29 protein-coding genes are annotated in these 25,323 nt (G+C 61.1%); 12 read left to right on the top strand and 17 right to left on the bottom strand.

Annotated features, from left to right (window positions below; genetic code table 11):
* Positions 1–39 precede the first annotated feature (39 nt).
* From AC13EY_RS11380 to AC13EY_RS11365, 4 genes are all read right to left on the bottom strand, one after another.
* Complete coding sequence (locus AC13EY_RS11380) at positions 40–321, bottom strand: cory-CC-star protein (RefSeq protein ID WP_088273516.1); 282 nt, start codon at positions 319–321, stop codon at positions 40–42.
* The gene (locus tag AC13EY_RS11375) at positions 311–1,996 is read right to left on the bottom strand and encodes a carbon starvation CstA family protein (RefSeq protein WP_335600551.1); all 1,686 of its coding nucleotides are present in this window, start codon (positions 1,994–1,996) and stop codon (positions 311–313) included. Before AC13EY_RS11375 ends, AC13EY_RS11380 begins: the two co-directional genes overlap by 11 nt.
* Positions 1,997–2,151: 155 nt before the next feature.
* Positions 2,152–2,745 carry a LysE family translocator gene (locus tag AC13EY_RS11370; protein ID WP_335600550.1) on the bottom strand — a complete coding sequence of 198 codons (594 nt, stop codon included), beginning with the start codon at positions 2,743–2,745 and terminating at the stop codon, positions 2,152–2,154.
* Positions 2,745–2,978 (bottom strand): DUF1272 domain-containing protein, encoded by a 234-nt coding sequence (locus tag AC13EY_RS11365; protein WP_228245303.1) that lies wholly within the window; start codon positions 2,976–2,978, stop codon positions 2,745–2,747. Before AC13EY_RS11365 ends, AC13EY_RS11370 begins: the two co-directional genes overlap by 1 nt.
* A 114-nt stretch (positions 2,979–3,092) precedes the next feature.
* On the opposite strand from AC13EY_RS11365, the gene AC13EY_RS11360 reads away from it, so the two are divergent.
* Entirely contained in the window at positions 3,093–3,749 is a 657-nt protein-coding gene (locus AC13EY_RS11360; protein WP_228245305.1) for a DsbA family oxidoreductase, read from the top strand.
* Positions 3,750–3,850: 101 nt separating this feature from the next.
* The gene (gene chrA, locus AC13EY_RS11355; RefSeq protein WP_335600549.1) at positions 3,851–5,212 is read left to right on the top strand and encodes a chromate efflux transporter; all 1,362 of its coding nucleotides are present in this window, start codon (positions 3,851–3,853) and stop codon (positions 5,210–5,212) included.
* A gap of 6 nt (positions 5,213–5,218) precedes the next feature.
* Here the strand turns inward: chrA and AC13EY_RS11350 are convergent, their stop codons facing one another.
* From AC13EY_RS11350 to AC13EY_RS11340, 3 genes are all read right to left on the bottom strand, one after another.
* Positions 5,219–5,872 carry a 7-cyano-7-deazaguanine/7-aminomethyl-7-deazaguanine transporter gene (locus AC13EY_RS11350; protein ID WP_228245313.1) on the bottom strand — a complete coding sequence of 218 codons (654 nt, stop codon included), beginning with the start codon at positions 5,870–5,872 and terminating at the stop codon, positions 5,219–5,221.
* A gap of 173 nt (positions 5,873–6,045) precedes the next feature.
* Entirely contained in the window at positions 6,046–6,852 is an 807-nt protein-coding gene (locus AC13EY_RS11345; RefSeq protein ID WP_228245315.1) for a M48 family metallopeptidase, read from the bottom strand.
* A 67-nt stretch (positions 6,853–6,919) separates the two neighbouring features.
* Positions 6,920–7,054 carry an entericidin A/B family lipoprotein gene (locus tag AC13EY_RS11340; protein ID WP_088273524.1) on the bottom strand — a complete coding sequence of 45 codons (135 nt, stop codon included), beginning with the start codon at positions 7,052–7,054 and terminating at the stop codon, positions 6,920–6,922.
* Positions 7,055–7,256: 202 nt separating this feature from the next.
* Between AC13EY_RS11340 and AC13EY_RS11335 the strand changes: the two genes are divergently transcribed.
* On the top strand, positions 7,257–9,401 hold the full coding sequence (locus AC13EY_RS11335) for a methyl-accepting chemotaxis protein (RefSeq protein ID WP_335600548.1): 2,145 nt from the start codon (positions 7,257–7,259) through the stop codon (positions 9,399–9,401).
* Here the strand turns inward: AC13EY_RS11335 and AC13EY_RS11330 are convergent.
* The 3 genes from AC13EY_RS11330 to AC13EY_RS11320 are packed head-to-tail and all read right to left on the bottom strand — an operon-like array spanning position 9,386 to position 10,478.
* Complete coding sequence (locus AC13EY_RS11330) at positions 9,386–10,036, bottom strand: SOS response-associated peptidase (protein ID WP_233048289.1); 651 nt, start codon at positions 10,034–10,036, stop codon at positions 9,386–9,388. The two genes, AC13EY_RS11335 and AC13EY_RS11330, sit on opposite strands and share 16 nt — an antisense overlap.
* Entirely contained in the window at positions 10,033–10,281 is a 249-nt protein-coding gene (locus AC13EY_RS11325) for a putative signal transducing protein (RefSeq protein ID WP_228245321.1), read from the bottom strand. The genes AC13EY_RS11330 and AC13EY_RS11325 overlap by 4 nt, the downstream gene beginning before the upstream one ends.
* Before the next feature lie 2 nt (positions 10,282–10,283).
* Positions 10,284–10,478: a CPXCG motif-containing cysteine-rich protein gene (locus AC13EY_RS11320; RefSeq protein WP_200818393.1), complete on the bottom strand. Its 195-nt coding sequence runs from the start codon at positions 10,476–10,478 to the stop codon at positions 10,284–10,286.
* Between the two features lie 115 nt (positions 10,479–10,593).
* Here AC13EY_RS11320 and AC13EY_RS11315 point away from each other — a divergent pair, with 115 nt between their 5' ends.
* Positions 10,594–11,754, top strand: coding sequence for a 1-acyl-sn-glycerol-3-phosphate acyltransferase (locus AC13EY_RS11315; protein ID WP_285676401.1), 1,161 nt, complete (start codon positions 10,594–10,596; stop codon positions 11,752–11,754).
* A gap of 12 nt (positions 11,755–11,766) precedes the next feature.
* On the opposite strand, the gene AC13EY_RS11310 is transcribed toward AC13EY_RS11315, so the two are convergent.
* Positions 11,767–12,042: a hypothetical protein gene (locus AC13EY_RS11310; protein WP_233048287.1), complete on the bottom strand. Its 276-nt coding sequence runs from the start codon at positions 12,040–12,042 to the stop codon at positions 11,767–11,769.
* A 279-nt stretch (positions 12,043–12,321) separates the two neighbouring features.
* On the opposite strand from AC13EY_RS11310, the gene AC13EY_RS11305 reads away from it, so the two are divergent.
* From AC13EY_RS11305 to AC13EY_RS11275, 7 genes are all read left to right on the top strand, one after another.
* Positions 12,322–12,783, top strand: a complete 462-nt coding sequence (locus tag AC13EY_RS11305) for a glycine zipper domain-containing protein (RefSeq protein WP_228245329.1) — start codon at positions 12,322–12,324, stop codon at positions 12,781–12,783.
* Positions 12,784–12,985: 202 nt separating this feature from the next.
* Complete coding sequence (locus AC13EY_RS11300; protein ID WP_335600547.1) at positions 12,986–15,778, top strand: monovalent cation/H+ antiporter subunit A; 2,793 nt, start codon at positions 12,986–12,988, stop codon at positions 15,776–15,778.
* The gene (locus AC13EY_RS11295; RefSeq protein WP_228245333.1) at positions 15,778–16,104 is read left to right on the top strand and encodes a Na+/H+ antiporter subunit C; all 327 of its coding nucleotides are present in this window, start codon (positions 15,778–15,780) and stop codon (positions 16,102–16,104) included. The genes AC13EY_RS11300 and AC13EY_RS11295 overlap by 1 nt, the downstream gene beginning before the upstream one ends.
* Complete coding sequence (locus AC13EY_RS11290) at positions 16,104–17,621, top strand: monovalent cation/H+ antiporter subunit D (RefSeq protein WP_233048285.1); 1,518 nt, start codon at positions 16,104–16,106, stop codon at positions 17,619–17,621. Before AC13EY_RS11295 ends, AC13EY_RS11290 begins: the two co-directional genes overlap by 1 nt.
* The gene (locus AC13EY_RS11285) at positions 17,618–18,124 is read left to right on the top strand and encodes a Na+/H+ antiporter subunit E (RefSeq protein ID WP_285676398.1); all 507 of its coding nucleotides are present in this window, start codon (positions 17,618–17,620) and stop codon (positions 18,122–18,124) included. Before AC13EY_RS11290 ends, AC13EY_RS11285 begins: the two co-directional genes overlap by 4 nt.
* On the top strand, positions 18,109–18,378 hold the full coding sequence (locus AC13EY_RS11280) for a K+/H+ antiporter subunit F (RefSeq protein WP_233048283.1): 270 nt from the start codon (positions 18,109–18,111) through the stop codon (positions 18,376–18,378). The genes AC13EY_RS11285 and AC13EY_RS11280 overlap by 16 nt, the downstream gene beginning before the upstream one ends.
* Before the next feature lie 9 nt (positions 18,379–18,387).
* Positions 18,388–18,726, top strand: coding sequence for a Na+/H+ antiporter subunit G (locus AC13EY_RS11275; RefSeq protein ID WP_088273537.1), 339 nt, complete (start codon positions 18,388–18,390; stop codon positions 18,724–18,726).
* A 50-nt stretch (positions 18,727–18,776) separates the two neighbouring features.
* On the opposite strand, the gene AC13EY_RS11270 is transcribed toward AC13EY_RS11275, so the two are convergent.
* Entirely contained in the window at positions 18,777–20,099 is a 1,323-nt protein-coding gene (locus AC13EY_RS11270; protein ID WP_233048281.1) for a Na+/H+ antiporter NhaC family protein, read from the bottom strand.
* A gap of 133 nt (positions 20,100–20,232) precedes the next feature.
* On the bottom strand, positions 20,233–20,796 hold the full coding sequence (locus AC13EY_RS11265) for an OmpA family protein (protein ID WP_088273539.1): 564 nt from the start codon (positions 20,794–20,796) through the stop codon (positions 20,233–20,235).
* 154 nt (positions 20,797–20,950) lie between these two features.
* On the opposite strand from AC13EY_RS11265, the gene AC13EY_RS11260 reads away from it, so the two are divergent.
* Positions 20,951–21,592 (top strand): hypothetical protein, encoded by a 642-nt coding sequence (locus tag AC13EY_RS11260; RefSeq protein WP_335600546.1) that lies wholly within the window; start codon positions 20,951–20,953, stop codon positions 21,590–21,592.
* A gap of 26 nt (positions 21,593–21,618) precedes the next feature.
* Here the strand turns inward: AC13EY_RS11260 and AC13EY_RS11255 are convergent, their stop codons facing one another.
* The 4 genes from AC13EY_RS11255 to livH are packed head-to-tail and all read right to left on the bottom strand — an operon-like array spanning position 21,619 to position 25,280.
* Positions 21,619–22,320 carry an ABC transporter ATP-binding protein gene (locus tag AC13EY_RS11255; protein ID WP_335600545.1) on the bottom strand — a complete coding sequence of 234 codons (702 nt, stop codon included), beginning with the start codon at positions 22,318–22,320 and terminating at the stop codon, positions 21,619–21,621.
* A gap of 13 nt (positions 22,321–22,333) precedes the next feature.
* Entirely contained in the window at positions 22,334–23,101 is a 768-nt protein-coding gene (livG, locus tag AC13EY_RS11250) for a high-affinity branched-chain amino acid ABC transporter ATP-binding protein LivG (protein WP_088273542.1), read from the bottom strand.
* Entirely contained in the window at positions 23,098–24,354 is a 1,257-nt protein-coding gene (locus AC13EY_RS11245) for a high-affinity branched-chain amino acid ABC transporter permease LivM (protein ID WP_335600556.1), read from the bottom strand. Before AC13EY_RS11245 ends, livG begins: the two co-directional genes overlap by 4 nt.
* Complete coding sequence (gene livH, locus AC13EY_RS11240; protein WP_228247201.1) at positions 24,354–25,280, bottom strand: high-affinity branched-chain amino acid ABC transporter permease LivH; 927 nt, start codon at positions 25,278–25,280, stop codon at positions 24,354–24,356. Before livH ends, AC13EY_RS11245 begins: the two co-directional genes overlap by 1 nt.
* Positions 25,281–25,323 lie beyond the last annotated feature (43 nt).

Here is a 25,323-nt window from a genome sequence, read left to right as displayed (position 1 = left end):
GCAGGTCAAGGTTGGAAGTGGAAATATCGACTCTCCCGGTCAGCAGCAGCGGAAATGGTCCAGCGGCGAGTGTTCCATACCCATGCGCCGGTGCCAGTCGTGGAAGCGTTCAAGCAGCAGTGGCTGCAGCTCCAGCGTGTAGTAGGAAGCCGGGTTGGGTACGCCCATCATCTCGCTGAACACCAGCAGCATGAACAGGTCATCATGGTCACGCCGGCTGCGGGCAATCGCGCCCCGGTAGCGGGAGCTGTAGGCCTCTTCCAGGAAGAAGCGCGCCTGACTCAGCCAGGCGCGCCATTTCTCGCCACGGTCAGCGGCCATCGGCTTGCTCCGCTGCTGCCAGTGCCAAGTGCCGTTTCAGCGCCGCAGCGCACTCCAGCGCGACCAGAATGGCGGCAATCAGCACGACGATATCCAGCCCCAGCAGGAAGTAGTTCTGCTGGTCGTAGAAGGTCTTGAGCTGGATTACCAGCGCGGTCACCGTCATCACCAGCAGGAAGCACAGCGGCAGCAGGGTGTACCACATGGGGCGGCGGTAGTGCACCAGCATCACCGTAATCACCAGCAGGGTCAGGCCGGCGAGCAACTGGTTGGTGGTGCCGAACAGCGGCCATATGATCATGCCGCCGGAGCCGTCCGCTCCGCCGGCGCCGAAGGCCAGCAGCAGGCAACTGCCGATCGCCAGCAGGGTGGCGGGCAGCGGCTTCTTCATCCACTCCTGATGATAGATCTCGCCCCATTCCTGGAAGATATAGCGCTGCAGACGCAGCCCGGTATCCATGGTCGTGCCGGCGAACAGGGCGGCCATTACGGTCAGCAGGGTGGCGGCGGTCACTTCGGGCAGGCCCAGACCGTTGTGGATGACGTAGGCGCCGCCCTGCACGAAGGCGGTGACCCCGCCCTGGCCAAAGGCGCTGTACATGGCTTTCCAGTCTGTCAGGCTGGCAAAGCCGGCACAGGCAACCAGAATCGCTGCCAGTGACAGGCAGCCTTCACCGATGGCACCGAAGTAGCCGACGAAGCGGGCGTCGGTTTCCTTGTTCAGCTGCTTGGAGGTGGTGCCGGATGACACCAGCCCGTGGAAGCCGGAAATGGCGCCGCAGGCGATGGTGACAAACAGCAGCGGCACAATCGAGGGGGTGCCTGCCGGCACGTCGTCATTGATCATCGGCGCGACCAGCGCCGGGTTCAGCAGCATGATTGCGCCGTACAGAATCAGCAGGCCGACGAACAACTGCAGGCCGTTGATGTAATCACGCGGTTGCAGCAGCATCCACACCGGCAGCACAGACGCGACGCCTGCGTAGAGGAACAGCAGCAGAATCCAGATGGCGTTGCCCGAGAGTCCTGCAACCTCGGCCGGCATCTGAATCGGCACCGACGGGCCGGCCCAGATCAGCGCGTAGAGCGCAACGACGCCAACCACTGAAACGACCGGCAGGCTGATCATGCGGCGATAGATCAACTGGCCGACGATCAATGCGACGACAATCGCACCCCAGACTGGCAATACGGCAGTCGGGAAGCTCATCATCAGCTTGGCGATGACCACCGCAAATACGGCGTTGACCATCAGCAGTACCAGGAAAATCACGATCATGAAGATGCTGCGGGCGCGCTTGCCCACTACGTCGCCGGTTAGCGAGCCGACCGATTTGGCCTTGTTGCGCACACTGGCCCAGACCGCGCCCATATCGTGGACGCCGGCGAAGAAAATGGTGCCCATCACCACCCAGATGAAGGCCGGAAGCCAGCCCCAGATGACTGCAATGGCCGGCCCGACGATGGGCGCGGCGCCGGCGACGGAGGTGAAATGGTGACCCCACAGCACGAAGCGGTTGGTCGGAACGAAGTCGATGCCATCCTCGAATTCGTGCGCTGGCGTACGAAAATCCGGGTCGAGGCGATAGATCCGGTTGGCAATGAAACGGGAGTAGATGAAGTACCCCAGGGTCATCAATCCCAGCCCGATCAGTAGCAAAATGGCTGCGCTCATGCTGTGGCTCCAGTGTTATAAGTTTTGTCGGATCGCCTGTCGGAGCATCTGCTCCGCCGCACTGCCTACTATAGCCCAGGGCGGGCCGGCGGGTCGCCGGGAGGAACAGGGCAATGTGAAGCAGGCACGCAGCAGCCTGATATCAGGTCAGTAGGTCAACGGCTTGCCAGATACAGGCCGCACCCAATCAGCAGCCCGCCCCCCAGACGTTGAAGCCCCCGGCCCTGGCGGGGCAGGGCAAGGCGACTGCCAAGCACTGCATAGAGTGTCTTGACCAGCAGCAAGGCCACTGCGGTGGTAATCAGTACTTGCAGCGCTACCCCGGACGACAGTGGTGTGGTTACAAACAGAGGCAGGAAGCTGGCGTAGAAAATCAGTGCCTTGATATCGCCGAGGGTAAGCAGCAACCCCGCGATCAGACTGTGCCAGCTGCTGCCGGTCGAAATGGGCAACGCCTGCTTTGTATGCGGTTGACGCCACAGGGACCAGCCAAACCAGATCAGGTAGGCCGCTGCCAGCCAGCGCAGCAGGTTGAACACCCCGCCCAGGCTGTCGATTACCACCTGCCAGCCCGCCAGCGCCAGCGCGGCCAGCAGCAAATCGCCGAGGGTGATGCCGATTGCTGCCGCAACACCCTGGCCAACGCCGTATCGGGCACTGCGCACAACGACCAGCGCCACACTGCTGCTGGGCAGCGCCGCCAGCACCGTCAGGGCAAGAAACAGCGAGAGCAGCTCGCCGGCGTTCATCAGTGGATGTGTGGCTTGAGCACCCGGTCACGGCTGGCCGGGTAGCGTTCAAGCAGATGTGCCGGGCGAGTCGGGCGGGTGACCAGGTTGCCGCCGCAGTTCGGACAGCAGCCTGCGAAGCGCTGCGCGCAGTCGTGGCAGAAGGTGCATTCGAAGCTGCAGATCAGAGCATCGGATGCATCGGCGGGCAGGTCGCGGTCGCAGCATTCACAGTTGGGGCGCAGTTGCAGCATGGCAGATACCGGCAAGATGATTATTTGCAGTTATAGCAGCGGCTGATGCCCGATGAAACCCGCTGTATATGGTGTAGTCTCATCCGTTAAACCCAGTCAAACGTGAGTAACACCATGCAGAACCTGACCATTGATATCGTCTCCGACATTGCCTGCCCCTGGTGCGCCATCGGCTATGCTCGCCTGGAGCAGGCTCTGGCGGCGCTGGAAGGCGAGGTGGGAGCAAAGGTGGAGTGGCACGCCTTCGAGCTCAATCCCGATCCGGCCCAGCGGCCGATGCCGATTGTCGAGGCGCTGTGCCGCAAGTACGGTCGTAACGAGGTCGAGGTGCGGGCGGCGCAGGATGACATGATTCGTATCGCCACCGGTCTCGGGCTGAATTTCACCCATATGCAGGAACGCTACACCGCCAATACCTTCGATGGTCACCGCTTGGTGAAGTGGGCGGCTGAGCACGATCGTCAGACGGCGATGAAACAGGCCCTGTTCGACGCCTACTTCGGAGAAGCAAAGGACGTCAGCAACAGGGACGTACTGCTCGATGCCGTGTGTGCCGCCGGGCTCGATGCGGCAGAGGCCGAGCAGGTGTTGACCAGTGACAGGTTCGCCGACATTGTTCGCGCCGACGAGGCGCACTGGCAGCAGGCGGGTATCTCGTCGGTACCGGCCTTCGTGATCAACGGCCAGTACCTGATTTCCGGGGCACAGGAACCGGATTATCTGGTTCAGGCGCTGCGCGAGATTGCCGGGCGCCAGGGGGCGTCGGCCTGAGCGTCAGAGGGCCCTGATATGGATTTGGCAGGATCTGCAGCAAGGGTGAAATATTCTCCTGTCATCATGAGGCTTACGGATGTCCTTACAGAAGGTATGTCATGGCAACTGCCCCCTCATCTGAAACCCTGCCTCCGGGCCCGTCTGATCTGAGTCGCCGAGAGGCATTTCGCTTTTGGCTGAAGCTGGGGTTTATCAGTTTCGGTGGCCCTGCCGGGCAGATCGCATTGATGCATGACGAGCTGGTTTCCCGGCGTCGCTGGTTATCCGAGCGGCGTTTTTTGCACGCCCTGAACTACTGCATGCTGCTGCCCGGGCCGGAGGCGCAGCAGTTGGCGACCTATCTGGGCTGGTTGCTGCATCGCAGTTGGGGTGGGGTGGTGGCTGGGCTGCTGTTTATTCTGCCATCGCTGGGTTTGCTGATCTTGCTGGCCTGGGTGTATCTGGTTTACGGCGACGTGCCGCTGATTGCAGGGGTGTTCTACGCGATCAAGCCGGTGGTGGTCGTCGTGGTTGTTCAGGCGGCCTGGCGGATCGGCGGTCGGGTGTTGCATAACCGCTGGCTCTGGGCAATTGCGCTGGCCGCTTTCGCAGCGATATTCGCCTTGCAGCTACCTTTTCCTCTGATCGTGCTGGCGGCAGCGTTGGCTGGCACCGTTGGCGGGCGATTGCTGCCGTCGGCCTTTTCGCCTTCTACGGCCGCTCACGCGCCGTCTGATGGCGGCGGGGATGCGCTGTTGAATGATCACAGCCCGATACCCGAACATGCCCGCTTCAGCTCATGGCGTTTGGCGAAGCTGCTGCTGATCGGAGCTGCGCTTTGGGTCTTGCCGATGGGGCTGCTGACGTTATGGCAAGGCTGGCATGGGCCGTTGACCCAGATGGCCTGGTTCTTTACCAAGGCAGCCTTGCTGACCTTCGGGGGGGCCTATGCTGTGCTGCCCTATGTTTATCAGGGTGCTGTACTGCAATACGGCTGGCTCTCGCCGCTGCAGATGATCGACGGGCTGGCGCTGGGCGAAAGCACCCCGGGGCCTTTGATCATGGTGGTGGTGTTTGTCGCGTTTCTTGGTGGCTATCAGGGCGCATTTTTAGGTGCTGATCAGGCGCTGGCTGCTGGCATGCTGGCGGCGCTGCTGGTCTGCTGGTTCACCTTTCTGCCGTCGTTTCTGTTTGTGCTGGGCGGTGCGCCGCTGATCGAAGCTACCCGTGGCGAACTGCGTCTGACTGCCGCCCTGACTGGCGTAAGTGCTGCTGTTGTGGGCGTTATCGTCAATCTGGCGCTATTTTTCGGCTGGCACGTTGTCATGCCTGCCGAGACTGCCGGGCCGGACTGGCTGGCACTGGGCATCGGGCTGATCGCGGCCGGTCTGCTGTTTGGGAGGGGCTGGACGGTGCTGCAGACCCTGCTGCTTGGTGCTGCAGCAGGGCTCTTGCTGGGTGTATCAGGGCTGTTGTCCTGATACCGCTCAGGCGGCTGAGGTCGCCGGGCCGCCGAGGCGGTTCATCAGGGTGCGCAGCAGCACGCCGTAAAGCGGCAGGAACAGCAGCATGCTGATGAGCAGTTTGATGGCATAGTCGACGGTAGCGATCTCGACCCAGTGCTCGGCCATGAACGGATTGCTGCTGTGCCAGAAGGCGACCGAGAAGAAGGCGAAGGTGTCTGCCAGGTTGCCCAGCACGGTCGACAGGCTTGGTGCGATCCACCAGGCCTTGATACGGCGCAGCCGGTCGAATACCTGGATGTCCAGCAACTGGCCGATCACGTAGGCAACGAAACTGGCCAGCGAAATGCGCAGCACGAAGTCATTGAACGACAGCAGTGCGTCGATGCCGCGGTAGCTGCCTTCCTGAAACACCACCGACACTACATAGGACGCAACCAGCGCCGGCAGCATGACGCGCGCAATAACGCGGCGCGCAGCCTGTTTGCCGAGCAGGCGAACGGTCAGATCGGTAGCCAGGAAAATGAACGGAAAGCTGAAGGCGCCCCAGGTGGTGTGGTAACCGAACAGGGTGATCGGCAACTGCACCAGGTAATTGCTGGCGATGATGATGGCAATGTGAAAACTGATCAGCAGTGCGAGCGCGCGGCGCTGCATGCCGGAGGTAAGTACGGTCATGGTCTGTCCTTTTTTACGATTCGAGTCTGCTGACTCGCCGTTTTGTCAGATGGGGTGAGGGAACCCATGTCGTTCGGGGTCGAACGGCGCGCAATTGTACCGGTTTTGCACGGATTGACCAGCGTATTCGCTGCATTCCGACCGGCGGGGCAAGCTCGCCGGCCGGAATCTGCTTACTTGGCAGCTTCGTACAGGCCCTGAACGCGGGGAGCAGCAGAGCGCAGTGTCTCAATACGGCCGGAGGAAGAGGGGTGGGTGCTCATGAATGCCGGTGGCTCGCCCTGCGATGCGGCCTGCATTTTTTGCCACAGAGTCACGGCGGCCTGCGGATCGTAGCCGGCGCGTGCGGCCAGCTCCAGGCCAATCAGATCGGCTTCGCTCTCGTTGGCTCGACTGTTCGGCAGCGTCAGGCCATATTGCACCGCCATCTGAGCAGCCTGACTTCCGCCTTCGCCCAGGCCCAGCAGGGCGCTGGCCAGTTGGGTGCCCATCTGGGTGGCATAGGCTCGAGAAATAGCCTCGCGGCCATGCTCGCGCAGGGCGTGGGCAATCTCGTGCCCCATGATCTGGGCTATTTCGGCATCGGTCAGTTGAAGGCGATCGATAATTCCCGAGTAGAACAGAATCTTGCCGCCGGGTGAGCAACTGGCATTGAGCTGGTCATCCTTGATCAGGTTGACTTCCCAGTCCCAGCTGCTGGCATCGGGGCGGAAGTGCGGGACCTGTGCGATCAGCTTGGCAGCGATACCATTGAGTCTGCGCACGGTGGCAGCGCTGGTATTCAGCAGCCCCTGCTTTTTGGCTTCAGCCAGGGTCTCGTTGTACGACTCGGCAGCCATCTGGTTGACCTGCTCGCTGGACAGGCCGCTCATCATATACTGGGTGCGGTTGACGCCGACGTTACCGCCTTGAGTGGTCTGCACGCTCTGACAGCCAACCAGCAGCACAACAGGCAGGAGAAGGGTGAATCGCAGTCGCATTGGGCTCTTCCTTGCAAAACGAAGTTGAAATTCGGCCGATGCTCCGCCTGGAAGCACCGGCCCCGCGTTATCGGTTGGCAGCGTCTTCGATGCTGTCGCCGACCTTCTGAATGTCCTTGCCCAGCCCTTCCATCGTGTTGCAGGCGCTCAGGCCGGCAAGACTGAACAGGACAGACAGCAGCAGTACCCGTGATCTCTTCATGCTCTATTCTCTCATCAGGCGTAAAATATTATTGCAGGCCTCTGGGGAACAGCCCCGCGGGCATTCAACGGTGAAAGATTACGTTATTGGACCGGTATTTGGACAATTGTATGCAACGGGCTGCAGATTTTTATGCTGTGGCCGATATTACGGATGAACCGGTGTCCTGCGCCGCTCTGTCGTTCCCGCGTCGAGGTATTTCATGAAATTCAGGTCAATTCAGCTTTCCATTACTGTGCTGGCAGGTGCCTGTCTGTTTATCGCTGTTGGCGTCATGACGCTTTACTCGGTTTATTCCGCCGAACGCAGTCAGGCGTTGGTGCAGGAACGGTCGCGGGTGTTGATCGATGATCTGGTCAGGGACCGCGTGATGGCGATAGCGGGTGGTGAACAGGCGCGTATTCGTCGCTATCTGGAGTATCCGCTGACGGTAGCCACGCAATTGGCGCAGCTCAACTCGATGTTGGGACAGATTCAGGATGACGGGATGCCGGCGTTGATGATGGGGCGCGAGGAAATGACCCGCGTAATCCGCATGACGCTGGAGCAAAGCCCGCAGCTGTGGGATGCCTACGTCGGCTGGGAGCCAAACTCGCTGGATAACCTGGACAGCTTTTTTGAGGGAGTTGAAACCGACGGCTACAACGGCACAGGGCGCTACATGCCCATGTGGTTCCGTAACGAAAACGGCACTCTGTCGCTGGAAGCACTCGGCGATATGGAGAATGAAACCATCCTCGAAAATGGCGTGCGTGCCGGTGAGTATTACCTCTGCCCCCGTGAGACGCTGAAGCCCTGTGTGATCGACCCAGCCCCTTATGAGGTTGGCGGCAAGACAGTGTTGCTTGCCTCCTTTACTGTGCCGATCGTCAGCGACGGTGAGTTCATGGGTATCGCCGGTGCCGATCTGTCGATGGAGTTTCTGCAGCAGATGCTGCATGAGAGCAATCAGGATCTCTACGACGGCCAGGGCGAGCAGGCTCTGGTGAGTGCTTCCGGGCGGCTGGTTGCGTTCACGGGCGAGGGTGCCAAGCCGGGCGATCATGCCTCTTTGGTGCTTGATCAAATGGAAATGGACGCCATTGCCGCTGTGGGCAGGTCCAACGAGCCGCTTTTTCAGATCGAGAGTGAAGGTGTGGATCATCTGCAGTTGATCATGCCGGTCACGCTGCCGGGCACAGATGTGCGTTGGTCGCTGCTTATCAAGTTACCGCTTGCGGTGGTCATGCAGGACTTCAATCAGCTCGATACCGAGCTGACTGACATGCGCCAACAGGACTCCATGCTTTTGACCGGCATCGGTCTGCTGGTTGCGCTGGCGGGTCTCGGTGTGATGGTGTTGCTGGCTTACGGTCTGGCCAAGCCCGCGCGCCAGCTGGTAGCCATGCTGGACGATATTGCCAAGGGCGAAGGCGATCTGACCAAGCGTCTCAATGTGGAGCGGGCGGATGAGCTGGGTGATATCGCCCGGGGCTTCAATGCGTTTCTCGACAAGCTGCAGGGCATGATTCGTGAGGTTGTCGGTTCGGTTCAGCAGGTCACCGATGCCTCGGAACACACCGCCGACATCGCGCTGCGGACCAATGACGGGGTACAGCGTCAACTCAGCGAGATTGATCTGGTCGCGACGGCCGTGACAGAAATGACTGCGACCGCACAAGATGTTGCACGTAACGCCTCGCAGGCGGCCAGCGCGGCTCAAAATGCCGACGGTTCCGCTTCGCACGGACGTGAGGTGGTGCGGGCAACGTCCGAAACCATTCAGAACCTCTCGCAGGATATTCAGCGTGCGGTCGACAGCGTGCAGGCACTGGCACGCGACAGCGAAAATATCACCGGTATTCTGGACACCATTCGCGGTATTGCAGAACAAACCAACCTGCTGGCGCTGAATGCGGCCATCGAAGCGGCTCGCGCCGGTGAGCAGGGTCGCGGCTTTGCGGTGGTTGCCGATGAGGTTCGTAACCTGGCGCAGAAAACCCAGAGCTCGACCGAAGAAATTCAGCATATGATCGAGCAGCTGCAGAATGGAACCCGCGAGACCGTCAAGGTGATGGAGCAAAGCCGTGCCCGCACCGATCAGAGCGTACTGCAGGCGGAAGAGGCGGATGCAGCCTTGACCTCGATTACCCAGGCAGTATCAGTGATCAATGATATGAACAATCAGATCGCGAGTGCCGCCGAGGAGCAGAGTGCGGTTGCCGAGGATATCAATCGCAACGTCATGACCATCGACACGGTCGCCAAGGATGTGGCCAAGGGTGCCGATGAGGCCTCCCAGGCCAGTGCGTCACTGACCAAGCTGGCAGAGCATCAGCGCCGTCTGATCAATCAGTTCAAGGTTTGAGCCGGACCTGCGGGGCTGCAGCAATGCGGCCCCTGGGTAGCCGGGTTGCTGACTGCTGTGCTGACAGGGTAGGCCATCTCGATACGGCTGTCGGCATTCAGCAACAATGGCTGCAGGGCCGTCACCGCCGTGCTCTCGGCCAGCCATATGGCTTGCTCCGCGCTGTTCAGGGCTGCCGGCATACGGTCGCCAAGCCGGTTTGCCAGGCCTTTGGCAGGTACGGTGATCAGCGCGCAACTGTCCCAGTACTGACCGTCATCCAGCTGGTAGCGTTCCCAGATACCCGCCAGTGCCAGCCCGCCTTCCTTGCGCCGCAGATACCAGGGTTGCTTGCGTTGCCCCTGCTGCAGCCAGAGGAAATAGCCGTCGACGGGCAGGATGCAGCGCCGCTGGGCGAAGGCCTGCCGGAACATGGGTTTTTCGTGCAGGTATTCAGCCCGGGCCGAAAAGCTGGCCCGGCTGAGGTCCTTTAGCCAGCCCGGCGTCAGGTTCCACAGGACAGAGGCGCACTCCAGCTGGCCTGCTGTCTTGCGCAGAATCAGCAACGGTTTGCCAGGGGCAATATTCCACTGTGGCTTCCAGTCGTCGGGCATTGTGGTATGGGGCTGATTGAACTGGGCCAGGCGACCGCTCATGGCTGGGGTAGCTCGCTGTCTTCTTCGTTGATGGGGCTTGCCTGGAGATAGGCATGGATCAGCTCGGTACTGCGATCGACGTCTTCGTCTTCAACCCACAGGCCAAGCAGGTCATGCACTGGCAGATCGCCAATGGCCCCCTGCAGATAGCCGCCGCTGATGTGGCTGCGGATGTGATGGTCGGCCAGTACGGCGGTCAGCAAGCTGGCCTCCGCCATGTCGGCGGGACGGTAGATACGCTGCATGCTCAGTCCTGTTCGCGGCGCAGGTCGACGTGATAGTCGTCGCCTGCGTCGTCGATCCATAGGCTGACGTGGATCGGCTGGCAGCAGACCTGACAGTCCTCGGTATAGGATTGGGCTCCACCGCTCAGGTCAAGCAGCAGGGTGATGGGTTCGCCGCAGTGAGGGCAGACCAGATTCGCTTCTTCCAGTGCCTGCACCGTAAAGTCCCCGTACGTCTTGTATGTGACATGCAGTGTAGCTGCATCGTCAATCTGGCGAAACCACGGTGGGCAACGCATAATGCCCGGCTGACGACAAGACTCTGAGGGTGACATGAGCGAGTTCGAGGGCATTCGCCCCTACAACGATGCCGAAGTGCCAGCTGTGCTGGAGCGTCTGCTGTCTGATCAGGAACTGATGCGCATGCTGGCTGGCTACCGCTTCCCGCGCCTCAATCGCTGGCTACCGGGTGTTGCCCGGTCGCTGGTGCAACTGGCGCTCGGACGCGAGGCCCGTGGCGTCGAATCGGTTGATGATCTTCAGCACAGGCTGGAACCCTATCTGGATCGCCTGATAGAAAGCAGCACACTGGCTGTCACCTACAGTGGCCTGGATAACCTGCGCAGCGATCAGCCCCACCTGTTTATCGCCAATCATCGTGACATCGTGATGGATCCGGCGTTTGTCAATTATGCGCTTTACCACGCGGGGCACCCGACGCCACGTATTGCGATTGGAGATAATCTGCTGCAGCGGCCCTTCGTTGCCGATCTGATGCGCCTGAACAAGAGCTTTATCGTGCACCGCTCACTGACCGGTCGGCGCGAGAAGCTGCAGGCTTACCAGACCCTGTCTGCCTATATCAGCCACTCGATTGCCGAGGGGCAGTCGATCTGGATTGCTCAGGCGGAGGGGCGAGCGAAGGACGGTCTGGATGAAACCGATTCGGCGATCATCAAGATGTTCTGCATGAGCCGCAAGGCCGAAGCTGTTGCGGATGTGATTCGCTCGCTGAGCATGGTACCGGTATCGATTTCCTACGAATGGGATCCGTGTGACGGCATGAAAGCGCGCGAGCTGGAGCAGCGTGCGCATGCTGGCAGTTACAGCAAGGAGCCGGGCGAGGATGACCGCTCCATTGCCATGGGCCTGACGGGCTACAAGGGGCGGGTGCATGTGGCGTTTGGCAAGCCGCTGACGGAGGCCTTTGACGATGCCAGACAGGTAGCTGCGGCAGTGGATCGGCAGATTCTGGGTCAGTATCGCCTCTATCCGAGCAACTTTCTGGCATTTGAGCACTCAGGCGAACAGGTGCCAACGGCGCTGTCGAACTGGCGTACGGACTACACAGCCAGCGAGCTGGCGGCCGAGGAACAGCGTTTTGCAGCACGGTTGTCGGCGTTACCCGAGGCGCAGCGGCCATTCTGGCTGCTGCAGTACGCGAACCCGGTGCGCAGTCGCTTGCGGGTGATCGAGGAATCGGCCGGCGTCTGATCGAGGTCAGGTTCAGACGCGGGTGCTGACCAGACTGAGGAGCAGGGCCAGGCTGAGGCAGACGGTGCCGACGCTGTAGAACAGGCGATTGATGCGCTGATCGCGTTGCTGGCTGATGTCGGTTTCGCTGGGTGGCAGGGTCGCCAGGCGCTGGCGGCCGAGGCTGCTGCGCAGTTGGGTCGCAATCCACAGCCAGCTGCCATTGACGGCGAAGAACAGGGCCAGGCCGTTGAGGACCAGCGCCGGGTTTTCAAGGTAATACAACCAAGCTGCCTGCAGCGGGAACATGGCAGAACCTCCGGTGTCTCGGATTCGGGCAACCAGGTTCTATTGGCTTTTTTGTTGGTTACGACGAAACGCAAAAGGAATGTAACGACGCGCCGGAGTGGGCTCGTCTATTAATAAGCGCCGCAGATGTTATGCCAAGAGGCGATTAAATTCGACTCGATCTGTTCAAAATCCGATCAACGGTTACCACCTCCGGTGGTCGGTATTGCCTCTCTGCGAGACTGCGCGCACCCTTGTGAAACGGGCCTTGATGCAAGGCGGACCAATTGAGGTGACGATATGAAAAATCGGTATGTGGTGACTCTGATGCTCGGTGCCCTGCTGGCATTGGGCGGCTGTGCATCTTCGCTGAGCGGCGATGTTTACAGTCGGGATGATGCGCGGGCGCCGCAGACCGTGCGTATGGGGACAGTGGAATCGGTGCGTCTGGTGCAGATTGAAGGTACCAAGACCGTGATTGGCCCAGCCGCAGGGGCGGCCATCGGTGGTGTCGCCGGCAGCTCGGTGGGTGGCGGTCGTGGCAGCGCGATTGCCGCTATTGTCGGCGCAGTGGCTGGCGGCATGGCCGGTGCGGCAGCCGAGGAGGGGATTACCCGTACTCAGGGCGTGGAAATTATCGTTAACGAAGATGGTGGCTATACTCGTGCCTACGTTCAGGAAGTGGTTGAAGGGGTTAATTTTGCCCCGGGTGATCGCGTGCGCATCATGTCGGTGAATGGTCAGTCCCGGGTCGTCAAGTAACGCGCATGGAACCGGAATGGCAGCAGCCAGGGCGCTGCTGCCATAGCGTTGTTACGCATTTTGTAACGGATTCAGCTGCTTGCGTTGCTCGGCGATGGCAGCTTGCCCCTATAATGACGTGCGCCTCCTGACCATGCCCATTCCGTAGTTGCGGTATTGCTGGAACGGGAGCCGCAATGGCCATATAAGGAGTAAGTCCTGCATGACCCTGGCGCTGATCGTCATCCTCCCGCTGCTTGGCAGCCTGCTTCCACTGCTGTTCAAGAATCAAGGGCGTTCTCTTTGTGCCACGATGGCCATGGTTGCACCGGTCATCGGTCTGGCATTGCTCTGGCGGCATGCCGATGCGGTATTCGCCGGGCAAACTCTGATCCAGTCGCGGCCCTGGCTGAGCGAACTGGGGCTGAATATCAGTTTCCGGCTTGATGGCCTGAGTTTCCTGTTTGCCCTGATGATTCAGGGTATCGGCCTGCTGGTTATTCTCTACGCCCGCTACTACCTCTCCAAAAACGACCCGATGGGCCGTTTCTTCTGTTATCTGCAGCTGTTCATGTCGGCCATGCTTGGCGTGGTGCTGTCCGAAAACCTGTTGCTGCTGATGGTGTTCTGGGAAATGACCAGCCTGTCATCCTTCCTGCTGATCGGCTATTGGTCGCACTCTACCGATGCGCGCAAGGGCGCGCGGATGGCGCTGGCTGTTACCGGCGCCGGTGGTCTGGCACTGTTGGCTGGTATTCTCCTGCTGGGCCAGATTGTCGGGAGTTACGAGCTGACGGATGTGTTTGCCGCTGGCGAGCAGATTCGTCAGCATGCCCTTTATCCGGTGATTCTGGTGCTGGTGCTGCTCGGGGTGTTTACCAAGTCGGCACAGTTTCCGTTCCACTTCTGGCTGCCGCACGCCATGGCGGCGCCAACGCCGGTGTCGGCGTATCTGCACTCGGCAACCATGGTCAAGGCAGGGGTGTTTCTGCTGGCGCGCCTCTATCCGGCACTCGCTGGCACCGATCTGTGGTTCTACATCGTCAGCAGCGCCGGTATGGCAACGCTGCTGGTGGGCGCTTGTACTGCGTTGTTCCAGCATGACCTCAAGGGGCTGCTGGCCTATTCGACAATCAGTCATCTGGGCCTGATCACCCTGCTGTTTGGTCTGGATACGCGGCTGGCAGCTGTCGCAGCGGTGTTTCATATCATCAACCACGCCACCTTCAAGGCCTCGCTGTTCATGGCCGCAGGGATCATCGATCACGAGACCGGTACCCGTGACATGCGGCGTATCAATGGCCTGCTGCGGTTCATGCCGCATACGGCGGTGCTGGCGATGGTGGCCGCCTCGGCGATGGCCGGCGTGCCGCTGCTCAACGGCTTTCTCAGCAAGGAGATGTTCTTCACCGAGACGCTGGAGCAGCACATGCTCGGTAACTGGAGCTGGCTGATTCCGCTGGGTGCGACCCTGGGCGGGGTGTTTTCGGTGGCCTATTCGCTGCGCTTCGTGCACGACGTGTTTTTCAACGGCAAGCCGGTGAATCTGCCCAAGTATCCGCCACACGAACCACCGCGCTATATGCGCGTGCCGGTCGAAATTCTGGTGGTGATGTGTCTGGCGGTCGGTCTGGCGCCGGGCTTTACGGTGGCGGGTCTGCTGGCGGTAGCGGCGGAGTCGACGGTGGGTAACGCCTTGCCGGAGTACAGTCTGGCGATCTGGCACGGCTTCAACCTGCCTCTGTTTATGAGCTTCGCGGCCATGGTGCTGGGAATTCTGGTCTATTCACTGCGTCGGCCGCTGTTCGACTGGTATGCCCGCCAGCGGGATGTGGATGCCAAGCTGGTATTTGAGGCGGCGGTGCAGCGTCTGGTGCGGGGCGCGGGTCAGATAACCCTGCTGCTGGAAAATGCCTCGCTGCAACGCTACCTCCTCTGCCTGTTGCTGGCCGCACTGGTGGTGACCGGTTTCTGGCTGATCCAGCTGCCGGCGCTGCGGGGGCCGGTTGCCATGACCCCCGTTGACGGCGTAACCCTAGCCGGGGCCGTGCTGACCATGTTGAGTGCGGTTGCTACCGCGTACTGGCATCGCCTGCGGCTGGTATCGCTGGTGACCCTCAGTGTGGTGGGGCTGGGCGTGGTGCTGGCATTTGCCCGCTTTGCCGCGCCGGATCTGGCGTTGACCCAGATCTCGGTCGAGGTGGTCACCATCGTCCTGCTGATGCTGGCGCTGTTCTTTTTGCCGGCGCGGACCCCACGTGAGTCCTCGGGCCTGCGCCGTGGCCGTGACCTGATTATCGCACTGCTTTGTGGCGCTCTGGTGGGCGCGCTTGCCTTCGCCATGCTCACCCGTCCCTACGACAGCATCGCCGACTTCTTCCTCGCCAACAGCGTGACGGGTGGCGGTGGCCACAATGTGGTGAACGTTATTCTGGTCGACTTCCGTGGCTTCGATACCATGGGTGAGATCACCGTGCTGGCGATCGCAGCCATCGCCATCTATGCGCTGATCGATGGTCTGCGTCTGCGGGTGCCCGGTGCAGACAGCCTCGGCAAGCCCTGGGCGCAGCGTGGTGACCTGCTGATGCTGGTTAATTTGTCGCACGTCCTGTTGCCGCTGGCGCTGATGATCTCGGTGTACATCTTCCTGCGCGGACACAACCTGCCGGGTGGCGGCTTTATTGCCGGCCTGATTACCGCGGTCGCGCTGATCCTGCAGTACGTCGCCAGCGGCGAGGCCTGGACTGCCCAGCGCTGGCCGGTTAACTACCACTGGCTGGCAGGCGCCGGGGTGCTGATCGCCGGTGCTACCGGGGTAGGGAGCTGGGCCTTTGGCTATCCGTTCCTGACCAGCAGCTTCGGTCATTTCCATATTCCGCTGGTCGGCGAGATCGAACTGGCGACCGCAATGCTGTTTGATCTTGGTGTGTATCTGACGGTCGTGGGCGCAACACTGCTGATTCTGGCAAACCTTGGCAAATTGCCGCAGTCGCGGGTAGTCGGAGGAGATTTCTGATGGAGCTGCTGTATGCCATTACCCTTGCAGTGCTGACCAGTTGCGGTGTCTACCTGATGTTGCGGGCGCGCACCTTTCCGGTGGTGGTCGGGCTGGCACTGCTGAGTTACGCGGTGAACCTGTATCTGTTTGCCACCGGTCGTCTCGGTGATGCAGCGCCGGCGGTGCTTGGCAAGGCAGAGGTGTACGCAGACCCCTTGCCGCAGGCGCTGGTGCTGACCGCAATCGTCATCGGCTTTGCCATGACGGCCTATGCGCTGGTGCTGGCGCTGCGGGCGCAGGGCGAGCTCGACAGCGACCACGTTGACGGCAAGGGGGACCATTGATGAGTCACCTGCCAATTTTGCCCGTACTGGTACCGATGTTTGCCGGTGCACTGTTGCTGGTGCTCGGCGCGAGCATGGACACCAAGCGGGCACTGTCACTGCTGGCGACCTTTCTGCAGATTCCGCTGGCGGCGATGCTGGTAGTCGAGGCCGGACAGGGTATCGGGGTCTACGCCCTCGGTAACTGGATGCCGCCGTTCGGTATCGTGCTGGTGGTCGACCGGCTGAGCGCCCTGTTGCTGCTGGTAACGGCAATACTTGCCGCCGCAGCCATTATCTATGCGGTGCGTGGTGACGATGCCGCCGGTCGCAATTTCCATCCGCTGTTCCAGTTTCAGCTGATGGGCATCAACGGCGCCTTTCTGACCGGCGATCTGTTCAACCTGTTCGTGTTCTTCGAGGTCCTGCTGATTTCCTCCTACGCGCTGCTGCTGCATGGCGCGGGGTCGGCTAGGGTGCGCTCCGGCCTGCATTATCTGCTGCTGAACCTGACCGGCTCGGCGTTGTTTCTGATCGCCGTCGGAACCCTGTACGGCGTGACCGGAACGCTCAACATGGCCGACATGGCGCTCAGGGTGCGTGAGCTCGATCCGGCAGATGCCCCTCTGGTCGGGGCGGCGGGTATGCTGCTGCTGGTGGTGTTCGGTTTGAAGACGGCGGTCTTTCCGCTCTACTTCTGGTTGCCGCGTGCCTACGCGGCGGCGGGTGCACCGGTCGCCGCGCTGTTTGCGATCATGACCAAGGTGGGGCTGTACTCGATCCTGCGCGTGTATACGCTGATTTTCGGGGCCGATGCCGGGGCGCTGGCCAATATGGCGCTGTCCTGGCTTTGGCCGCTGGCTCTGGTAACCCTGTTGCTCGGTGCTATCGGTGCGCTGGCCGCCAGCACGCTGAGTTCGCTGACGGCCTATCTGGTCGTGGTATCGGTCGGCACCATGCTGGCAGGGCTGGCGATCGGGACGGCGGAGTCGCTGCAGGCGACTCTGTTCTACCTGATGCACTCGACCTGGATTACCGGCGCGCTGTTCCTGCTGACCGGTATCCTCCAGCGAGTACGCGGGCCGCGCTTCTCGGCGCGGCTGATTGCCGGGCCGCAATTACCGCATCCGATGCTGCTGGGAGGCGTGTTCTTCCTGATTGCCATGTCCATCGTTGGCTTGCCGCCGCTGTCCGGTTTCCTCGGCAAGCTGTTGCTGCTCGGCTCGGCAGGGCAGGGTGTCACTGCCGCCTGGCTTTACACCCTGGTGCTGGGTAGCGGACTACTCGGACTGGTTGCCTTGAGCCGGGCAGGCAGCACCCTGTTCTGGCGTCAATCCGATCAGGCCGCCACAGGTGAGCCGGTCGATGGCGCGCGCATGGGTGCGGTGCTCTTGCTGCTCGCTGCAAGCCCCGCGTTGGTGGTGATGGCCGGGCCGCTGTTGTCTTACCTGGCGCAGACCGCAGAGCAACTGCTCATGCCGCAGTTGTATATCGACGCGGTATTGTCGCTGCAACCCATTGCCGGAGGCGCCCAATGAAGCGACCTGATCGCGTGTTTCCGCACCCCTGGCTCAGTGTGTCTCTGCTGATAGGCTGGCTGCTGCTGATGAACTCGGTATCGGTTGGCAACGTCATCATGGCGGCCGTGCTGGCCACCCTTATTCCCTGGTTGACCCATGTCTTCTGGCCGCGGTCACCGCATCGGCTGCGCTTTGGTCGTTTGCTGATTTTTGCCTGCCGGGTGCTCAGTGACATCGTGCTGGCGAACCTGCAGGTCGCCAGGCTGATTCTCGGCTCGCGCCGTCGACTGCGGCCAGCCTTCGTTCATTATCCGCTGCAGTTGCAGCAGGACTTTTCGATCAGTGTGCTGGCCAGCACCATTTCGCTGACACCGGGGACGGTATCGGCCGATATCAGTCCTGATCGCAGCACGCTGCTGATTCATGGTCTGGATGTGGGCGATGAACAGGCGCTGATTGACCACATTCGTCAGCGCTATGAAGAACCCATTCGGGAGATTTTCGAATGCTCGACACCGTAGTTCTGCTCTGTCTGGGCATCATCACCGCAGCGCTGCTGCTGACCTTTGCCCGTCTGATCAAGGGCCCGGATCTGCCGGACCGGATACTGGCGCTCGATACGCTGTATATCAACGCTATCGCGTTGATCATGCTGCTGGGTCTGTATCTGGACTCCAACCTGTTTTTCGAGGCCGCACTGCTGATCGCGGTCATGGGGTTTGTCAGTACAGTGGCCATCGCCAAGCATTTGCTGCGTGGCAATATCATCGAATAGGAGAGGGACATGAGTGACGCGAGCTGGGTTGAATGGCTGGTTGCCGCACTGCTGCTGATCGGCAGCGTATTTGCCCTTGTCGGCGCCATCGGCCTGTTCAAGCTGCCTGATTTCTTCATGCGCCTGCATGGCCCGACCAAGGCTTCGACCCTGGGTGTCGGGGCGCTGGTACTGGGATCCATGGTCTACTTCAGTGCCCAGAGCGGCAGCATCAGTCTGCATGAACTGTTGATTACCTTCTTTTTGTTCCTGACTGCGCCGGTCAGTGCCAATATGCTGGCCAAGGCTGCCATGCATGAAAAGCTGCGCCGCGAACCCCGCACCCGCGGGGAACCCTGGGAGCAGTAGATACCGTCTTCCCGATCAGAGCGCTTGCACACTGACCGGGAAGACGGTATCTACGAGGTTGCCGCGGTCTTCAGCCGCGGCAGTCCGAAGACAATAGCCAGTACCGCCATTACACCCAACAGCCAGCAGTAGTGAACCTGGGTGATCAGCACCATCGGTGACAGCGCGGCCAGTGATCCGGCCAGCAGTATCTGGGCACCGTAGGGAATCAGACCCTGAATCACGCAGGAGAAGATATCCAGCAGACTGGCGCTGCGGCGCGGATCTACCTGGTAATGGCTGGCCAGATCCTTCGCTACGCTGCCGCTGATGATGATGGCGACGGTGTTGTTGGCTACAAACAGGTTGGTCAGACTGACCAATCCGGCGATCCCGGTTTCTCCACTGCGACGGCCCGCAGAGCGTGAGGTCAGCGCCTGAATGCGCTCGCGCAGCCAGTCCAGTCCGCCTTCCTGCTTCATGATGGCCGACAGGCCGCCAATCAGCATCGACAAAATGGTGATTTCCAGCATCCCGGCGAAGCCCTGGTAAATGTCGTTGCCGTAGCTGGCCAGTGCGTAGTCGGGCTTGATCAGCATACCGGTCACACCGGAGAGAATAACGCCAGTCATCAGCACGATCATCACGTCCAGACCGCAGAGTGCCAGCACCAGCACGCTCAGGTAGGGCACGACCAGCCAGGGATTGAAGTCTTCTGCTGCGGCGGCGCCTTGAGCGTCACCGACAATAAACAGCACCACCAGAGTGACTGCCATCGCCGGCAGGGCAATAATCAGGTTCAGGCGGAACTTGTCGCGCATGCCGACGCCCTGGGTGCGGGTAGCTGCGATGGTGGTGTCGGAGATGATCGACAGGTTGTCCCCGGCCATGGCGCCACCAATCACGGCGCCTACGGCCAGCGGAATCGACAGGCCAGTGGCCTCGGCAAAACCAAGTGCGATGGGGACCAGCGCGCCGATGGTGCCCATTGAGGTGCCCATGGCAGTGGAAATGAACACGGCAATCATGAACAGGCCGGGCAGGATCAGGCTGGGCGGTAATATGCTCAGGCCCATATTGACGGTTGCATCAACGCCGCCGATTGCTTTGGTGACACTGGAAAACGCGCCGGCCAGCAGGAATACCAGCGCCATGGTGATGATGTTGCGATCACCGATACCGTCGATAAAGGTCTGCAGGTTCTCGCGGTAGCTGGGCTTGGCCAGCAGCAGGCCCAGGATAATGGCAGGCAGAATCGCGACGGGTGCCTTGATCTGATAGAAGGCGAAGTCGGTCCCTGCGAGGCTGTAATAGATGCCGCTGCCGAGGAAGATCAGCAGGAACAGCAACAGGGGCAACAGGGCGCTCGCCCGGGGTTGTACGGGTGTAGGCATTGGGTGGTCTCTGACAGCAAAGGGAGTACGTCGGGCTATCCGACGTTAGCCGGCCAGTTTAGCAGAGGAATCCGACCTGCAGGGCACAGGTGGTCGGGAGTGGGCGGGCCGCAGCGGCCCGCCCGGATCGGATTCAGGGCGCCAGGGCAACGCTGGAGGCAGGGATCCGCGGGGTTATATTGATGACCACACGGCGGTTTTGCTCGCGACCGGCGGCGGTGGCGTTGTCGGCCCGCGGGTCGGCCTCGCCGAGGCTGATCAGCTCCATGTTGTTGCGGCTGACGCCGCCGAGCTGCAGTACGCTGGCTACCGCCTGTGCGCGTTCCAGGCTAAGACGCTGGTTGATGGTGTCGTCGCCCACGCTGTCGCTGTAGCCGGTCACCTGGATGTGACTGTCGGTGGCGCCGCGCAACAGCTTCGCGACCCGCGACAGTGGAACCAGGCCGGAGGGCAGCAGCAGGGTGCGCTTGGGGTGGAAGTTGCCATTGACCGGAATGATCAGGCGCACATTGTCACCCTCGTGCTCAAGTTCGTAGCGCTCCTCGGCGGCGATGGCGCGCAGTTCGTCGAGGTGCAGGTGAGTCCAGGGGGTAACCGGCTTTGGTGCAGGAGGTGGCGGTGGAGTAGCTTTGGTGCTTGAGCAGGCGGTCAGCAGGAGCAGAACACTTCCAAGTGAAATGGCAGAAAGCAGCTTCATTGTTATCTATCCACACGCGGGTCGGGAACCAAATGCGCTTGCGCGTATCGCAAGCGGGTTGATGTGGCACAGATTACCACTGGCTTGCTGGTTTGTGATCTCCCGTATGTCATGATTCAGACCTGAGTCCGCTTAACGCAAAGGAGTTCACAGATTGAGTCCGATTCGCTGGGGTAGGGCGGCGCTGCTGGCGCCAGTGCTTTTGAGTGGCTGTAGCGTGATGCAGGGTTTCTGGAGTGGCGAGCCGCAGCGCGTCAGTGGCTTGCTGGAGCGCACCACCGATGGCTTCGTGCTGCGTGAGTGCGGGAGTGAGCGGGTCATGGCATTGACAGAGTCGCAGATGCTGGAGGGGATTTATCAATTGGCCAGTCAGCCGGGGCAGATCGCCATCTTCACCGATCTGATAGGTGAGATTGACCGGCATGGCCGGCTGCACCCGGAGCAGGTGCTGCGAATGCAGTCGCACGGACGTGGTTGCAGTGATGACAGCGCGGACTCCGCGCAGTGGGTCGCATTGGGCTATCAACCTGCCTGGCAGGCCTGGCTGTCGCCAGCAGGGCTGGTGCGATCTGATGGAAATCTGACTTATCCGGCGCGCTCGGTGGTGATTGAACAGTTGCCGGACGGCGCGCTGAATGCAGCCACGCCGTCGGATCACCAGGTCGAGCTGTGGTTGTATCCGCAGGCCTGTCAGGATCCGGTTACCGGTGATTACTTTCACCTGCGGGCAACACTGACGGTCAATGGCGAGCAGCAGCGCGGATGCGGCTATCAGGGGGCGATCATCGCGCCCTGATAGCCTGCGGAGTGAGCTGGCCGAGATCAGCCGCCGAGGTAGGCCTTGCGCACATCCGGATTGGCCAGCAGCGCCTCGCCGGTGTCTTCCAGCACGATATGGCCGTGCTCCATCACGTAGCCACGGTCCGCCAGTTTGAGCGCCTGGTTGGCGTTCTGCTCAACCAGGAAGACGGTGACACCCTGTTGGCGCAGTTGCTCGATGATATCGAAGATCTGCTGAATGATGATCGGTGCCAGGCCCAGTGACGGCTCATCCAGCAGCAACAGCCGCGGTTTGCTCATCAGTGCCCGGCCGATCGCCAGCATTTGTTGCTCGCCGCCGGACATGGTGCCGGCCCGTTGCTGGTAACGTTCCTTCAGCCGCGGGAACAGCGTCAGCACGGTATCGAGCTGCACCTGACGTGTCTCCTTGTCGCTGAAAAAGGCGCCCATGCTGAGGTTTTCCTCAACCGTCAGGCGCGAGAACACGCGGCGCCCTTCCGGCACGATGGCAATATCCTTGCGCATGACTTCGGCTGTGGTCATGCCGGTCAGCTCGTCGCCTTCGTAGCGAATGCTGCCGGTGGTGGCTCGCGGGTCGCCGCACAGGGTCATCAGCAGGGTGGTCTTGCCGGCGCCGTTGGCGCCGATCAGGGTAACGATTTCGCCGCGACGCACCTCAAGGTTGACGTCATGCAGCGCCTGAATCTTCCCGTAGTGGGTCGACACGTTCTTCATATACAACATGCGGTGCTTTCCCTCAGGTCTCGCCCAGATAGGCTTTGATGACGTCCGGATTCTGCTTGATCTCATCCGGGGTGCCGGCGGCCAGCGGGCGGCCCTGGTTGATCACGACGATGTGGTCGGAGATGCTCATCACCAGCTTCATGTCGTGCTCGATCAGCAGCACAGTGATCTGGTGCTCATCGCGCAGCTCGCTGATCAGTGCCTTGAGATCGTCGGTTTCCTTCGGGTTCAGACCCGCTGCGGGCTCATCCAGCATCAGCAGTTTGGGCTGTGTCACCATGCAACGGGCGATCTCCAGACGGCGCTGCTGACCATAGGCCAGGGTGTTGGCCGGGCGGTTGGCAAACTCGCGCAGCTCGACTCGATCCAGCCAGTAGGCGGCGCGCTCCATCGCTTCCTGCTCGCTGCGGCGATAGCCCGGTGTCTTGAACAGGCCGGCCAGCAGGTTGGTGTTCATATGCTGGTGCTGCGCTACCAGCAGGTTTTCCACCACGGTCATTTCCTTGAACAGGCGCACATGCTGGAAGGTGCGGATCATGCCGCGTCGGGCAACCTTGAAGCCGGGCATGCCCTGGATTTCACGGCCATCGAACACGATCTTGCCGCCACTCGGTTTGTAGAAACCGGTCAGGCAGTTGAACACGGTGGTCTTGCCGGCCCCGTTGGGGCCGATCATCGACACGATCTGACCGGGCTGGACGCTGAGGTGAACGCCGTCAACGGCCAGCAGGCCGCCGAAGCGCATGGTCAGGCCCGATACATCCAGAAGGGGGCGGCTCATGTACGTAACTCCATGTGCGGACGGCTCATCGGCAGCAGACCCTGGGGACGCCAGATCATCATCAGGACCATCATCAGGCCGAACAGCAGCATGCGGTATTCATCAAATTCGCGGGCCATCTCCGGCAGGATGGTCATGATGATCGCCGCCAGAATGACGCCGATCTGTGACCCCATGCCACCCAGCACCACGATGGCGAGGATGATGGCGGACTCGATGAAGGTGAACGACTCCGGGCTGATAAAGCCCTGGCGCGCAGCGAAGAAGCAGCCGGCAAAACCGGCGAAGCTGGCACCAATGGTGAAGGCGCCCAGCTTCACGGCGGTCGGGTTGATGCCCAGCGCGCGGCAGGCAATCTCGTCTTCGCGCAGGGCTTCCCAGGCGCGACCGATCGGCATGCGCAGCAGGCGGTTGATCACGAACAGGGTGATCAGCACCAGCAGCAGCGCCAGCAGGTAAAGGAAAATTACCCGGTGCTCGGAGTTGTAGCTGATGCCGACAAACTCGTGGAAGCTCTGCATGCCCTCGCTGGCGCGGCGGCTGAATTCCAGGCCAAACAGGGTGGGCTTGGGAATGCCGCCAATGCCGTTCGGGCCGTTGGTCAGCCAGGTCATGTTGTTCAGCAGGATGCGGATGATCTCGCCAAAACCCAGCGTCACAATGGCCAGATAGTCGCCGCGCAGGCGCAGCACCGGGAAGCCCAGCAGAAAGCCGAACAGGGCCGCCAGGCAACCGGCGATGACCAGGCCGGTCCAGAAGCCGACATCGAAATACATCGCCATCAGTGCGTAGCCGTAGGCGCCAACGGCGTAGAAGCCGACGTAGCCCAGATCCAGAAGACCGGCCAGACCCACAACGATGTTCAGGCCCAGACCCAGCATCACGTAGATCAGCACCAGGGTGCCCAGGTCCGTACCGCCGCGGTTGGATAGGAACGGCCAGAGGATCGCTGCGGCGATCATGAAGCACCAGAACAGCCGCCGCAGTGCCGGCTTGTCGCCGAGGCTGGTCAGCTTCGCCGGCGCCTTCGGCAGTCCTGGCAGGCCCTTCCAGAGGGCGCCGAGTTGATCGCGGAACAGGTTGAAGAAAAACAGGAAGGCGGCTGCTGCCGCGATCTTCCAGTACACGTCCGGGCCGGCACCGACCAGACCGAGGGTAGTACCCTGCTGATCCAGGCGCACGCCCAGCAACAGGCCGGTGAGGATGGCAACCACAACGGCTGAGATCACCGCCGGTTTCAGGTTCGAACGGATCATACCTTCTCCACCTCCGGACGACCGAGGATGCCACTGGGACGGAACAGCAGAATCAGGATCAGCAGACCGAAAGCGACCACATCCTTGTATTCGGTGCTGAAGTAGCCGGCGGTAATGGCCTCGGTGACGCCCAGCAGCAGACCGCCGAGGACAGCCCCCGGGATACTGCCGATGCCGCCCAGAACCGCTGCGGTGAAGGCCTTGAGACCGGCCATGAAGCCGATGTAGGGATTGATCACGCCGTAGTACATGCCCAGCAGTACGCCGGCAACGGCAGCCAGCGCGGCGCCGATGACGAAGGTCAGGGCGATGACGGCATTGGTGTTGATCCCCAGCAGGTTGGTCATCTTCAGATCCTCGGCGCAGGCGCGACAGGCGCGGCCCATGCGTGAGCGGGAGATGAACAGGGTGAGCAGGGTCATGGTGATCAGGGTGACTACAAAGATAATCATCTGCATGTAGGACAGGGTGGCGTGGAATCCGTCCTGCGGGCCGATATCAATGCCACCGCTGATCATGGTCGGCATGGCAATGTCGCGCGAGCCCTGGGCGATACGCACCAGATTCTGCAGGAAGATCGACATGCCGATAGCGGAAATCAGCGGAATCAGGCGGTTGCCGCCGCGCAATGGGCGGTAGGCGACGCGCTCGATGCTGTAGCCGTAGGCGCTGGTCACCATCATGCTGATGGCAAACGCAGCGACAATCATGACCGGCACCGACTCGATACCGAACATGGCCAGCGCGGCGATGACGATAAAGGCGATATAGCTGCCGATCATGTACACCTCGCCATGGGCGAAGTTGATCATGCCGATGATGCCGTAGACCATGGTGTAGCCGATGGCGATCAGGGCGTAGGTGCTGCCGACGGTCAGACCGTTGAGCAGCTGTTGGATAAGGTAGTAAAGGGACTCTGGCATGGCCATGACACCGAAAGGGCAAGGGAAACAGTGCAGGTCCGCA

This window comes from Halopseudomonas sp. L-58, assembly GCF_056859475.1.
The sequence above is the reverse complement of the archived record's forward strand: the minus strand, read 5'-3'. Positions and strand labels throughout refer to the sequence as shown.